The 12,749-nt window shown below is 56.7% G+C and carries 9 protein-coding genes, 4 tRNA genes and 3 rRNA genes; 1 reads left to right on the top strand and 15 read right to left on the bottom strand.

The genetic code is table 11. From position 1 onward, the window contains the following. Positions 1-16 precede the first annotated feature (16 nt). From EIO64_RS00895 to EIO64_RS00960, 14 genes are all read right to left on the bottom strand, one after another. The gene (locus EIO64_RS00895; protein WP_119311059.1) at positions 17-940 is read right to left on the bottom strand and encodes a hypothetical protein; all 924 of its coding nucleotides are present in this window, start codon (positions 938-940) and stop codon (positions 17-19) included. Next, positions 933-1,427, bottom strand: coding sequence for an RNA polymerase sigma factor (locus tag EIO64_RS00900; protein ID WP_025545271.1), 495 nt, complete (start codon positions 1,425-1,427; stop codon positions 933-935). The genes EIO64_RS00895 and EIO64_RS00900 overlap by 8 nt, the downstream gene beginning before the upstream one ends. Before the next feature lie 109 nt (positions 1,428-1,536). Further along, positions 1,537-1,950 (bottom strand): DUF2752 domain-containing protein, encoded by a 414-nt coding sequence (locus EIO64_RS00905; RefSeq protein ID WP_051320039.1) that lies wholly within the window; start codon positions 1,948-1,950, stop codon positions 1,537-1,539. Between the two features lie 56 nt (positions 1,951-2,006). Continuing rightward, the gene (locus tag EIO64_RS00910) at positions 2,007-2,273 is read right to left on the bottom strand and encodes a hypothetical protein (RefSeq protein WP_025545273.1); all 267 of its coding nucleotides are present in this window, start codon (positions 2,271-2,273) and stop codon (positions 2,007-2,009) included. Between the two features lie 72 nt (positions 2,274-2,345). Further along, the gene (locus EIO64_RS00915; protein WP_119311062.1) at positions 2,346-3,176 is read right to left on the bottom strand and encodes a VanW family protein; all 831 of its coding nucleotides are present in this window, start codon (positions 3,174-3,176) and stop codon (positions 2,346-2,348) included. 146 nt (positions 3,177-3,322) lie between these two features. Further along, positions 3,323-3,438, bottom strand: a 5S ribosomal RNA gene (rrf, locus tag EIO64_RS00920). An 86-nt stretch (positions 3,439-3,524) separates the two neighbouring features. Further along, positions 3,525-3,599, bottom strand: a tRNA-Glu gene (locus EIO64_RS00925). Position 3,600: 1 nt separating this feature from the next. Next, a tRNA-Lys gene (locus EIO64_RS00930) sits at positions 3,601-3,676 on the bottom strand. A 77-nt stretch (positions 3,677-3,753) separates the two neighbouring features. Next, positions 3,754-6,592, bottom strand: a 23S ribosomal RNA gene (locus EIO64_RS00935). Positions 6,593-6,908: 316 nt separating this feature from the next. Then, positions 6,909-6,985: transfer RNA gene (locus tag EIO64_RS00940), tRNA-Ile, on the bottom strand. A gap of 31 nt (positions 6,986-7,016) precedes the next feature. Continuing rightward, positions 7,017-7,092: transfer RNA gene (locus EIO64_RS00945), tRNA-Ala, on the bottom strand. A gap of 105 nt (positions 7,093-7,197) precedes the next feature. After that, positions 7,198-8,728, bottom strand: a 16S ribosomal RNA gene (locus EIO64_RS00950). The 16S, 23S and 5S rRNA genes sit together here with 4 tRNA genes alongside, the layout of an rRNA operon. Positions 8,729-9,276: 548 nt before the next feature. Continuing rightward, positions 9,277-9,852 carry a dipicolinate synthase subunit B gene (locus tag EIO64_RS00955; RefSeq protein ID WP_025544002.1) on the bottom strand — a complete coding sequence of 192 codons (576 nt, stop codon included), beginning with the start codon at positions 9,850-9,852 and terminating at the stop codon, positions 9,277-9,279. Then, on the bottom strand, positions 9,849-10,688 hold the full coding sequence (locus EIO64_RS00960) for a dipicolinate synthase subunit DpsA (RefSeq protein WP_136890687.1): 840 nt from the start codon (positions 10,686-10,688) through the stop codon (positions 9,849-9,851). Before EIO64_RS00960 ends, EIO64_RS00955 begins: the two co-directional genes overlap by 4 nt. Before the next feature lie 113 nt (positions 10,689-10,801). Here EIO64_RS00960 and EIO64_RS00965 point away from each other — a divergent pair, with 113 nt between their 5' ends. Continuing rightward, a complete protein-coding gene (locus EIO64_RS00965) occupies positions 10,802-11,485 on the top strand; it encodes a YjjG family noncanonical pyrimidine nucleotidase (protein WP_136890688.1) in 684 nt (227 codons plus the stop codon). 177 nt (positions 11,486-11,662) lie between these two features. Here EIO64_RS00965 and EIO64_RS00970 read toward each other — a convergent pair whose 3' ends face one another. Further along, a complete protein-coding gene (locus EIO64_RS00970) occupies positions 11,663-12,667 on the bottom strand; it encodes an NAD(P)H-dependent glycerol-3-phosphate dehydrogenase (protein ID WP_136890689.1) in 1,005 nt (334 codons plus the stop codon). Positions 12,668-12,749 lie beyond the last annotated feature (82 nt).

The following is a 12,749-nucleotide window of genomic DNA, read 5'->3' on the forward strand; positions in this document are numbered from 1 at the left end:
CGGGTTTTTCCTTTCCTCAGAAGAGGGCCAGGAGCTCTTCCAGGGCAGCTTTCGCGTCCGCTCCGCTGTCCCTGCCCGGAGATACGGCATCGAGGGTATAAAGCCCGTTCTTCAAAACAAAATAGGCGTCTGCACTAGAAAAGTCATTGTAGTAATCGCTTTCCGGGGTCTCGGATACCACCAATGTATAAGGAATACCCTCACCAGTCACACCGGAGGTAATTTCAAATTCCGCTTCCCCGTTCCAGCTGCCCCCTGTCCCGGGCTCCATGCCGCTTCCCTCCGGATAAAGCGAAACTGTCATTTGAATGCGGATCGGCCCCATGAGATAGCCGGTATCTATTGTCACGTGCTGCAGCTCGCCTTTAATATTTCCTTGCAAAGCAACCGCGCAATGGCGTTGGCTCTCTTCATTCAGGGTCTCCGCATCCTGCGCGATGGCGAAGTAGTTGGCTGTCTCCAGCAGGCTGGACTTCTCCAAGGGATTGTTCAGAGGGAACCCGATAAACTCCTCACAGTCTGCCCAGCGGTCAAAGGTGCGAAGCCAATATCCTGGACTGGAATTCAAATAGAGATCCTGCTCTTCCATTTTCTGTGAAACATCCTCCATAGCAGACGCGACCTCATCCGAAAAGCTCTCCAAAGGGATCACGGGAATCTCTCCGTTTACCCGATAGCTGGAACTTTCCTGTCCCACCAGAACATCTTCCACCCGGACATTCCAAAAATCCATGGACACCGCCGTCGCTGCCAGCAGCACCGCTACGATGGCCGCTAGGATCAGCACCCGCTTCCCCAGCCGCCGTTTTCCGGGCCGGTCCAGGGTGCCCCCCTGGCGGATCTGTTCCTCCAGCCCGTCCATAGCCGACTCATAGGCTGCGGGCAGGGCCCAGTCCTCCCGCTTTGCCATTGCCCGCAGGCGGGCGTCCAGCTCATCCATAGTCTCCCTCCTTCAAGATGCTCCGCAGCTTCTCACGTGCCCGGCTCAGCCGGACCCGCACCGCCCCCGGGGACGTCCCCACGATCCGGGCGATCTCCTCTGTGGGCAGGTCCTCATAGTAGAACAGCACCACCGCCTCCCGCTGGTCTCGTGGCAAGGTCTGCACCGCCTGCCAAAGGGTATCGTCCCCCGTCTCCCGGCCCGGTATTGCCGGTTCCGTGGGCAGATCATCCAAAGAGACTGTCCGGCCTCGCCGTTGGCAGAGACGCCGGGCCTCATTGGCGGTGATCTTCAGCAGCCACCGGGGCAGCTTCTCCTTTTCCCGCAGCTGAGGATACCGCTCATAGGCCCGGCAGACTGCCTCTGCCACCGCCTCCTGGGCATCGCTGCTGTTCCGGGTGATACTGAAAGCCAGACGGTACAGGCTGGTCCGGCTGTGATGCAGCACTTGGCAGAACCGCTCCCGCTCTTGCTCCGGCAGCGTCATGTCCTTCCCCCCCCTTCTCCTGTTCTGCCTGTATGACCCAGCAGCGTGGCAAAATGTTACGGTGTACTCGCAAAAAAGCCGCCTCGCAATGAGGCGGCTCATATTCGCTTCACAGCGGGACGCCGAGGCCCAGCCACAGGACGTTCCGGACCACGCAGTTGGCCAGGAACAGCCCCACTAGGACCATCGGCCAGCGGCGGTCATAGCGCAGGACCCAGCCCCGCTTTCCCCGCAGCCGCCACGCGGTTTGAGAAAACAGATAGATCGCTGCCAGGGCCAGCGTGATCACCACCGGCGTGTGGTACCAGAGAGCCGCGCCCACCCGTCCCTGGGCTAGGGCCATCAGCGCCCGTGTCCCTCCGCAGCCCGGGCAGTAGACATGCCAGTGCTCCCAGACCCAGCAGCGGCTGACAGTGGGTGCCCCCAGCGCAAAGCGCCATAGCAGATATAGCAACACCAGAACCGCCAGGGTGATCCAGGCGGTCGGATAGGCCTCCCGGTCTGTCATAGAACCTCTCTGCATAAAATTTCCTCCCTGTAAACAGCAAAAAGGCCGCGCAGCGCGCGGCCCTTTCTCCTTTACTTCAGCAACCGGATCTGTCCCAGCAGAGGAACTGCCTTCTCCTCTCCATTGACAGCGGAGATGAAGCCCATCACCGCGCAGATGAAGCAAAAAATGCCCCACAGCCAGCCGATACATGGAATGAAGCTCAGCAGCCCCGCCAGCCAGATCACCAGCGCTTGATTCAGATGGAATTTCGCGCCCTCCCGGTCGCCCAGTACAAAGGCAATCACCAGACCGATCCAGGTAATATAAGCGACAATACCCGTCGTTTTTGCATCCATAAAAACACCTCTCTTTGGTTCAGTGGGGTTGTCCATAGTGTACCACGGTTTTGGAAAGAATACAAGCCCGCGTCAGGACTCCTCCGGCAGAAGCGGGCTGTACATCATGATGGCGTCATTTGCAAAGAGGAATTCCTCTTCCAGCAGGCCCCCCTCCAGGTCATAGATGCGGCGGTACAGCTCGTTATGCCGCACATATCCGCCCCAGGATGCCTGGTCCATCCGGTGGTTCCTCTCTACGATCTCATAGCGGCAGACCGGAGGTGCCGGGGCCCGCCACTCTCCCTTCAGAACCTGCTTTCCCACCTGGACACAGAGCTGGAAGGGCTGTTCCGTGTCGTTGCGGATCATCAGATCCCGGTGGGGATAGGCGCAGGTGGCGCCGCTGCCGAAGGGCTGGGTCCGGTTGGTATCCGGAAAGACATCGTGAGAGTGACGGTACCGCTCCACTACCGTCAGCGGCGTGTGGAGAGTCATCCAGAAAATCAGATTGGAGAGCTGGCACAGCCCGCCTCCCACATCGCTGCCGATCCGGCCTAGAAACAGCACCATCCCGTCTCGATAGCCCTTCCGGCGGGTGGGCTTTCCGATCAGCCGCCAATAGCTGAAGGTCTCGCCGGGATACAGGACAATCCCATCCAGCCGGGCCACTGCAAGCCGGAGATTAGCCACCTTGTTTTCCTGGAGTTCCTGATCCTCCCCTCGCAGATGGCGGTACAAGGGTGTGGCGTGTGAAATCAGCATATACGGCAGGCGCTCCGTCTGACGCTGTTTGGCCCAGTGAAACCGGGGCGACATCCACAGAAGACGGCGCCGTCCGCCGTAATAGAGTTTTCCCAGACGCAAACGCAGCCAGCTGCGGTGAATGGGCGGCCAGAGCTGTCGATTATTGGGATCTACCATGGGACCTCCTCCCTATTTCCCAGACCGTTCGCAAATAAAGACGAAATCAGAACCTAAAACGATTTTAAAGTGTTCGGTCCCATAAATCCTCACAAAACTGTTACAAACAATAACAAAAAAGAGACAGTCAATTGACTGTCTCTCAGTGTTGGCGCTACCTATCTTCCCGGGCCGTCACCAGCCAAGTATTGTCAGCAGGAACGAGCTTAACTGCCGTGTTCGGAATGGGAACGGGTGGACCCTCGCCCTAATCAGCACCAACTCTATGTCATCCGGTCTTGCCGGAGAACAAACTGTATTATATTGTATTTCGCTTCCCTTGTCAAGAACTTTCGCCCTTGAAAAGTCTGGTGACCCGTACCGGATTCGAACCGATGTTAACGGCGTGAGAGGCCGCTGTCTTAACCACTTGACCAACGGGCCATGGTGCACCTTCACGGACTCGAACCGGGGACCCACTGATTAAGAGTCAGTTGCTCTACCAACTGAGCTAAAGGTGCAAATCCCTTGAGCATGCTTCCCTGCACCCTCAAAACCGAACAATGTGACGCTGCTTTCAGGCTCGCCTGCTTTCTCGTAGGTCAAGCCCTCGGGCTATTAGTACCGGTCAGCTCCATACATTACTGCACTTCCACCTCCGGCCTATCTACCAGGTAGTCTTCCTGGGCCCTTACCCTCTTTCGAGGTGAGAGATCTCATCTTAGGGGGAGTTTCACGCTTAGATGCTTTCAGCGTTTATCTCGTCCGTACTTAGCTACCCAGCTATGCCCTTGGCAGGACAACTGGTGCACCAGAGGTACGTCCATCCCGGTCCTCTCGTACTAAGGACAGCTCCCTTCAAATCTCTTCCGCCCGCAACAGATAGGGACCGAACTGTCTCACGACGTTCTGAACCCAGCTCGCGTGCCACTTTAATCGGCGAACAGCCGAACCCTTGGGACCGAATTCAGCCCCAGGATGTGACGAGCCGACATCGAGGTGCCAAACCTCCCCGTCGCTGTGGACGCTTGGGGGAGATCAGCCTGTTATCCCCAGGGTAGCTTTTATCCGTTGAGCGATGGCATTTCCACTCACATACCACCGGATCACTAACTCCAACTTTCGTTACTGCTCGACCCGTCGGTCTCGCAGTTAGGCTGGCTTCTACGTTTACACTCACTGCACGATTTCCGTCCGTGCTGAGCCAACCTTTGAGCGCCTCCGTTACTCTTTAGGAGGCGACCGCCCCAGTCAAACTGCCCGCCTAACAGTGTCCCCCGACCGGATTCACGGCCGCAGGTTAGAAATTCAGCAATCCAAGAGTGGTATCCCACCGGCGGCTCCACAAGAGCTGACGCCCCTGCTTCCAAGCCTCCCACCTATCCTGTACATGGGTTACCGAATTCCAGTATTAAGCTGCAGTAAAGCTCCATGGGGTCTTTCCGTCTAGTTGCGGGTAACTGGTATCTTCACCAGTACTACAATTTCGCCGGGCGGGCTGTTGAGACAGTGCCCAAATCATTACGCCTTTCGTGCGGGTCAGAACTTACCTGACAAGGAATTTCGCTACCTTAGGACCGTTATAGTTACGGCCGCCGTTTACCGGGGCTTCAATTCAATGCTTCGCTTGCGCTGACATCTCCTCTTAACCTTCCGGCACCGGGCAGGCGTCAGCCCATATACGTCATCTTTCGATTTAGCATAGACCTGTGTTTTTGGTAAACAGTTGCTTGGGCCTTTTCACTGCGGCCTCTTGCGAGGCTCCCCTTATTCCGAAGTTACGGGGTCAACTTGCCGAGTTCCTTAACAACCCTTCTCCCGTTGGCCTTAGGATTCTCTCCTCATCTACCTGTGTCGGTTTGCGGTACGGGCACCTTAGTATCCATCAGAGCTTTTCTCGCCTCTCAGCATCGCGGACTTCGCTACTATATTTTCGCTCCCTTTCGCCCGGGTCAACCAACGCCCGGGTTCCGCTATCCAAAAGTGTCCCTCTGACTTAAAGTTCGGTGGCTACGGAATTTCTACCGTATGTGCATCGACTACGCCTTTCGGCCTCGCCTTAGCTCCCGGCTTACCTTGGGCGGACGAACCTTCCCCAAGAAACCTTAGATTTTCGGCCATTATGATTCCCACATAATTCTCGCTACTCATTCCGGCATTCTCACTTCCATGCAGTCCACCGCTGCTTCCGCTGCGACTTCACCCCACATGGAACGCTCCCCTACCACTGTCTTACGACAATCCTAAGCTTCGGTTAGATGCTTAGCCCCGTTACATTTTCCGCGCAGAGTCACTCGACCAGTGAGCTATTACGCACTCTTTTAATGAGTGGCTGCTTCTAAGCCAACATCCTGGTTGTTTTCGCAACTCCACATCGTTTTCCACTTAGCATCTATTCGGGACCTTAGCTGTAGGTCTGGGCTGTTTCCCTTTTGACAATGAAACTTATCTCACACTGTCTGACTGCTATGCATCAATTAGCCGGCATTCTTAGTTTGATAGGCGTTGGTAACCTTATCGGCCCCGCTACCATTCAGTGCTTTACCTCCGGTAATCTAACATAACGCTAGCCCTAAAGCTATTTCGGGGAGAACCAGCTATCTCCGAGTTCGATTGGAATTTCACCGCTACCCACAAGTCATCCGCCACCATTGCAACGGGGGTCGGTTCGGTCCTCCATGGGGTTTCACCCCCACTTCAACCTGCTCATGGGTAGGTCACCCGGTTTCGGGTCTATGGCAACGAACTTTACGCCCTATTCAGACTCGCTCTCGCTTCGCCTCCGGCACTGAATGCCTTAAGCTCGCTCGTTACTATAACTCGCCGGACCGTTCTACAAAAAGTACGCCATCACACGTTAACGTGCTTTGACAGCTTGTAAGCACAAGGTTTCAGGTTCTCTTTCACTCCCCTCCCGGGGTCCTTTTCACCTTTCCCTCACGGTACTGCTCCTCTATCGGTCATCAGGTAGTATTTAGGCTTGGAGGGTGGTCCCCCCTGTTTCCCACGGGGTTTCACGTGTCCCGCGGTACTCTGGATTCAGTCGCACGGCCTTCTCTTTCGGATACGGGGCTCTCACCCTCTATGGCGGGCCTTCCCAGACCCTTCTCCTAGATAACTTCCGCTAAATGACTGTCCGCAACCCCGAGGAATAAATCCCTCGGTTTGGCCTCTTCCGCGTTCGCTCGCCACTACTTGCGGAATCTCGGTTGATGTCTCTTCCTCGCCCTACTTAGATGTTTCAGTTCAGGCGGTTCCCTTCCTACGCCTATTTTGTTCAACGCAGGATGACTGGATATTGTCCAGCCGGGTTGCCCCATTCGGATATCCCCGGATCAATGGATATTTGCTCCTCCCCGAGGCTTTTCGCAGCTTGTCACGTCCTTCTTCGGCTCCTGATGCCAAGGCATTCCCCTTGCGCTCTTTCCAGCTTGACCTATCGCCGTTCTCACAGCGACTTGTCAGAGAATTCTTGGTTCTCTTTGAGAATTATGCAGGCTTTACAAAGATCGAAATTGTATGTCACCCTGCATCCTTTCGGATGCTGTTCCACAATCAATTTGTTTCCTCTGTGTCTCCACAGAGAAACCTCTCTGTTGCCTTACTTGCTTTTGTCACATTGTTCAGTTTTCAAGGTGCAGATCGCCGTCCGCAAGCTTTCGCTTGTCTCCGGCACAGCTTCCAACCGCTTTTGCAGTCAGATTTGAAGATCCGATCTTTCGATCAGGTCTTCAAATCCAAAGGCAAATCGCCTGGTGGGCCCGAGTGGGCTCGAACCACCGACCTTACGATTATCAGTCGTACGCTCTAGCCAGCTGAGCTACGGGCCCTCGTCTTGGACGAGGTGACGCTTTATTCTCTTGGTGGAGATAGTCGGGTTCGAACCGGCGACCTCCTGCTTGCAAGGCAGGCGCTCTCCCAGCTGAGCTATATCCCCTTCTATCTCCCGGCGTACGCCCTCTAAATTAAACAACGTAACTCTTTTTCCGCTCCAGCTGACCAGGAATTCCAGGCAGAGCTTGCTCTGCCCAGGTCTCCTTAGAAAGGAGGTGATCCAGCCGCACCTTCCGATACGGCTACCTTGTTACGACTTCACCCCAATTATCGAACCCACCTTCGGCCGCGCCCTCCTTGCGGTTAGGCTACGGACTTCGGGTGTTCCCGACTCTCATGGTGTGACGGGCGGTGTGTACAAGGCCCGGGAACGTATTCACCGCGGCATGCTGATCCGCGATTACTAGCGATTCCGACTTCACGCAGGCGGGTTGCAGCCTGCGATCCGAACTGGGACGGCTTTTGGGGGTTTGCTCTGCCTCGCGGCTTTGCCTCCCTCTGTTGACCGCCATTGTATTACGTGTGTAGCCCAGGACATAAGGGGCATGATGATTTGACGTCGTCCCCACCTTCCTCCGTTTTGTCAACGGCAGTCTCGCTAGAGTGCTCTTGCGTAGCAACTAACAATAGGGGTTGCGCTCGTTGCGGGACTTAACCCAACATCTCACGACACGAGCTGACGACAACCATGCACCACCTGTCTCTACTTTCCCCGAAGGGCACCTGATGTATCTCTACTTCGTTAGTAGGATGTCAAGCCCTGGTAAGGTTCTTCGCGTTGCTTCGAATTAAACCACATAATCCACCGCTTGTGCGGGCCCCCGTCAATTCCTTTGAGTTTCAACCTTGCGATCGTACTCCCCAGGTGGGATACTTATTGTGTTAACTGCGGCACGCAGGGGGTCAGTCCCCGCACACCTAGTATCCATCGTTTACAGCGTGGACTACCAGGGTATCTAATCCTGTTTGCTCCCCACGCTTTCGCGCCTCACCGTCAGTTGCCGTCCAGTTATCCGCCTTCGCCACTGGTGTTCTTCCTTATATCTACGCATTTCACCGCTACACAAGGAATTCCGATAACCTCTCCGGTACTCAAGACCTACAGTTTCAAATGCAGTTTGGAGGTTAAGCCTCCAGATTTCACATCTGACTTGCCGGCCCGGCTGCACGCCCTTTACACCCAGTAAATCCGGACAACGCTTGCCACCTACGTATTACCGCGGCTGCTGGCACGTAGTTAGCCGTGGCTTATTCGTCAGGTACCGTCTTCTACTCTTCCCTGACAAAAGAAGTTTACAACCCGAAAGCCTTCTTCCTTCACGCGGCGTTGCTGGGTCAGACTTGCGTCCATTGCCCAATATTCCCCACTGCTGCCTCCCGTAGGAGTCTGGGCCGTATCTCAGTCCCAATGTGGCCGGTCAACCTCTCAGTCCGGCTACTGATCGTCGCCATGGTGGGCCGTTACCCCACCATCTAGCTAATCAGACGCGAGGCCATCTTCCAGCGATAAAATCTTTGACATGCCCGGGATGCCCCGGTCATGCGTCATGCGGTATTAGCAGTCGTTTCCAACTGTTGTCCCCCTCTGGAAGGCAGGTTCCTCACGCGTTACTCACCAGTCCGCCACTAAGCATTCCTATCATTTGGCCGAAACCTCAGTCAAGGGTGCTCCGTTCGACTTGCATGTGTTAAGCACGCCGCCAGCGTTCGTCCTGAGCCAGGATCAAACTCTCTATAAAATGGTATCTAAACGAACCGTAGTCCGTTCAAACCTTCATAGAGCTATTTGTCATAGCTTCATTTCTCCATCCCACCGGTAATTGACTCAACCCAGTGAGACGGCTTTGTCCTTTGGCAAACTCATCTAAATGAGCTCGCCTTCTGGTGCTTCCTTTTCGTTACGTTGTTTAATTTACAAGGTGCACGCCGTTCCCGGCGGTGAGATTTACTTTACCACAAAGTTCTTACTTTGTCAACACATTTTTTCAAGTTTTTTCTTGAAGCTCTGCGTTTTGGTGTTTCACTCTCACGCCCGACAGCTTAGTTAGAATACCAGAGCTTGCCAGAAAAGTCAACCCTCTTCTTCTGCTTTTGTTCATTTTTTTCTCTTGTTTTCCGGATTCACCTTCTTTTTCGTGCTTAATAAGTACTCAAACTGATGAGACTCCTTCTATCATAAGTTATACTTATTGTTAATATTGATTTAACACGCTTCTTTTGTCGATTTTATCCAGTTTAAATAAAGCTGCGAAAAAGAGACGCGGGTTTGATTCCCGCGTCTCTTCCCTCATCGCAGCAGCAGCGGCTGTATCTGTTCGCCTCGCAGAGCGGCTTCCACCGTCTCCGGGATTTTGGAGAAGTCCGCCACCAGGGAACTGGGTTTCGCCCGGGCGTTGTCCTGCCCGAAGGGAACGAAATAGTAGTTCTTCCGCACCAGCAGTTCCCCGATATTCCGGGCGCCAGCCGCCAGGCCGTCGTTGCTGGCCATGGCAATCACCACCGGCCTCCCGTTCCGCAGATGGGCCTTGGCCGCCATCGTAACCGCCGTATCCGTGATGCCCGCCGCCAGCTTGGCTATGGTATTCCCCGTAGCCGGGGCGATCACCAGAACATCCAGCAGCCCCTTGGGACCGATGGGCTCCACAGACGGGATGTCACAAAGCACCTCATGCCCTGTCAAATCCTCCAACCGCTCCATCAGGTCATCAGAGGTCCCGAAGCGGGTATCCGTGAAGGCGGAGATCTCCGACGCGATAGGGATGACTGTCTCATACAGCTGCACCAGCTTCTCCAGCTCCGCCAGCACCTTTTCATGGGTGCAGAAGGAGCCGCACATCGCAAATCCGACCCGTTCTTTTCTCACACAGGGTCACCTCGTTCTTTTAAAATGTAGTCGACTGCGTCCCGGATAGCCACCGCCGCTGCGGCAGGCACCATCCGCCCCGGCAGGGAGCGGGCCCATACGTGGGGCAGTCCCAGCTCCTCTGCAGCAGCTAGGTCGATGCCCTGGACGGAGGCCAGCTCCACACACAGGCAGCCCTTCGGCAGCTGCGCCAGCAGCAGGTGGCCCAGGACGGGCGAGGGGACCGTGTTGAACACGGCGCCGAAGTCACACAGCGCACCATCGAGGCGTCCGGTCTCCAGCGCCTGCCAGCCATAGGCACGGATCCAAGCCAGGTCCGCCGGTTTTCTGGCAGTGACTGTAACATGGGCGCCCAGCCCATGAAGCCGATAGGCCAGCAGCTTTCCGATCCGCCCGAAGCCCAGCACCAAACACTCCATCCCCAGGAGCGTCCGGTCCAGATGCTCCATAGCGATCTGGAGGGCCGACTCCGCCGTGGCCGCCGCGTTGGCAACGGTCAGCTCTTCCCGCTGGAAGTAGTCCACCAGCGTCAGCCCGCAGTTCTCAGCCTCTATCTGCTGGGCGGGACGAACCTGCCCTGCCAGCAACAGCTGGCCGGGACTGAAACGGCGGAACAGCGCACTGGTGGGCAGATCCTCCGTCTCACTGTTTAGTATCCCGTCCTCCCGGCAGAGCGGCAGCGGAAGGATCACCACGTCCGCCGCCGCTGCCTGCGCAGGCAGATCCGGGCATCCGGCCACTCCGCTGGTCCAGACCGTGCGCCCTTCCTCCGCCAGCAGCCGTGCAAGCTCTGCCTGCCGCCGATCTCCGCCGATCACGCCAAAGGTCTTGTTCATCCGGCATTCCCCCTCAAGCCATGGTATGCACGGCGGGGGCGGCGGTGATTGCCTTTCCTGTTTGGATGTGATACGATACATGTGGTCAAACTCTCCCGAAAGGAGTTCTCACCATGAAATTTCCCTATCTGCTCTTTGACGCGGATGACACCCTGTTCGACTTTCCAAAAGCCGCGGCCCGTGCCTTTTCCGCCATGTGCCGGAGCAACGGCGTTCCGGATACGCTGGATACCCGCGCCCTCTACCACCGGATCAACCAGGAGCTGTGGGCAGCCTTTGACCGGGGAGAGGTCTCCAAGGACTATGTGACGTTGGAGCGTTTTGTGCGCTTTTTTCAGGCGTTGAAGCTGCCGCGGGACCCAGACAAGTGCAACCGGGATTACCTCACTGCCCTGGGTGCCGGGGTCTATCCCCTGCCTCATGCGGAGGCGGTCTGCCGGGAACTGGTCCGCCGGGGGCACAAGCTGTACATCGTCACCAACGCTGTGGCCTCCGTCCAGCGCAGCCGCCTGCAGGGCAGTGTGTTCGCAGATCTCATCACGGACGCCTTTATTTCCGAGGACGCCGGAGCCTCCAAGCCGGACCCGGCTTATTATGCCTATGTCCGCTCCCGCATACCCGGCCTGACGCCGGAGAACGGTCTCGTGATCGGAGACTCCCTCTCCACAGACATCCGGGGCGCCAACAATGCCGGACTTCCCTGCTGCTGGTACAATCCTGCTGGAAAGGCCCGGCCGGAGGACCTGCGGATCGACTATGAGATCCGGGACCTGCGGGAGCTGCTGGATATTGTCTGAGAGTACGCTTTCCTGTTTGAATCTGAAAAATCCCGGTGAGTGCCCTCCAAGACGCCTCACCGGGATCATTTCATCTTCAAAACTGAGAGCCGCGATCAGAAACAATAAGAGACCGGATCCCTCCGGTCTCTTACCCTTTCTCTCTGCGCAGGAACGCGCATGGCCGGGTGCCCCCCCTCACAGCCACGCCGTCTCCAGCAGTTCATCCTTCTTGGCCCGGGTCATCAGCTCTGCTACCACGCCCCGGATCTGCTTGCCCTGATAGAGGACTTCGTAGGCACAGCGGCTGATGGGCATTTCCACGCCTACCCGCTCACTGAGCTGGTGAATGCTCTCCGCGGCGAAGTATCCCTCCACCACGGCGCCTACTTCCTCCATGGCCTCCCGGGGCGTTTTGCCTTGGCCAATGAGGATGCCCGCCCGGCGATTCCGGGAGTGCATGGAGGTGCAGGTCACGATCAGATCCCCCATACCGGCCAAGCCGCCGAAGGTCTGCCGGGAGCCCCCCAGCTTCTCCCCCAAGCGGGTAATCTCCGCCATAGCCCGGGTCATCAGCAGGGCTTTGGTATTGTCCTGATAGCCCAAGCCGTCGCACACACCGCAGCTGAGGGCAATGACGTTCTTCAGCGCCGCCGCCAACTCCACGCCCACGACGTCGCCGCTGGTGTACACCCGGAAGTAGTCGTTCATGAAGGCGTCCTGCACAAAACGCGCCGCATCCACATCCAAGCAGGCGGCCACGCAGCCGGTGGGCAGGCGGATCCCCACCTCCTCTGCATGGGAAGGGCCAGAAAGAACTGCTACTTTACAGATATTCCCCGTCTCCTCCTGGATCACTTGGCTGAGACGCAGATTTGTGTCCCGCTCAATCCCCTTGGAAACGGACACCACCACAGTCTTCTCCGTGAGATACGGGGCCATTTTTTTTGCTGTCTCCCGCACGGCGAAGGAGGGCGGTGCGCTGACCACCAGGTCGGCGCCCTTCAAGCAGTCCAAATCCCCGGTGATGTGGAGGGATTCCGGCAGATGGACGCCCTGCAAAAGCGGGTTCTCCCGGGTCCGGGCCATCTCCGCCGCCTTGGCGGGGCTGTGGGACCAGAGATAGGTCTCGTGTCCGTTGTCGCACAGGATCTGGCTGAGGGCCGTGCCCCAGCCGCCGGAGCCCAATACAACTGTTTTCATCTGTATTCCTCCCCCTCAAATTAGGAATCCGGAGTTAGAAATCGAGCTGTTCCGCCTATGGCGGAACAATTCCATTTTGTCC

The organism is Dysosmobacter welbionis, from assembly GCF_005121165.3.
Classification (GTDB): Bacteria; Bacillota; Clostridia; order Oscillospirales; family Oscillospiraceae; genus Oscillibacter; species Oscillibacter welbionis.

Excerpts from the sequence above, each read along its gene's own strand:
- EIO64_RS00895 (WP_119311059.1), bottom strand. The coding sequence starts at position 940 with ATGGATGAGCTGGACGCCCGCCTGCGGGCAATGGCAAAGCGGGAGGAC.
- EIO64_RS00915 (WP_119311062.1), bottom strand. The coding sequence starts at position 3,176 with ATGGTAGATCCCAATAATCGACAGCTCTGGCCGCCCATTCACCGCAGC.
- EIO64_RS00905 (WP_051320039.1), bottom strand. The coding sequence starts at position 1,950 with ATGCAGAGAGGTTCTATGACAGACCGGGAGGCCTATCCGACCGCCTGG.
- EIO64_RS00970 (WP_136890689.1), bottom strand. The coding sequence starts at position 12,667 with ATGAAAACAGTTGTATTGGGCTCCGGCGGCTGGGGCACGGCCCTCAGC.
- EIO64_RS00965 (WP_136890688.1), top strand. The coding sequence starts at position 10,802 with ATGAAATTTCCCTATCTGCTCTTTGACGCGGATGACACCCTGTTCGAC.
- EIO64_RS00900 (WP_025545271.1), bottom strand. The coding sequence starts at position 1,427 with ATGACGCTGCCGGAGCAAGAGCGGGAGCGGTTCTGCCAAGTGCTGCAT.
- EIO64_RS00960 (WP_136890687.1), bottom strand. The coding sequence starts at position 10,688 with ATGAACAAGACCTTTGGCGTGATCGGCGGAGATCGGCGGCAGGCAGAG.
- EIO64_RS00910 (WP_025545273.1), bottom strand. The coding sequence starts at position 2,273 with ATGGATGCAAAAACGACGGGTATTGTCGCTTATATTACCTGGATCGGT.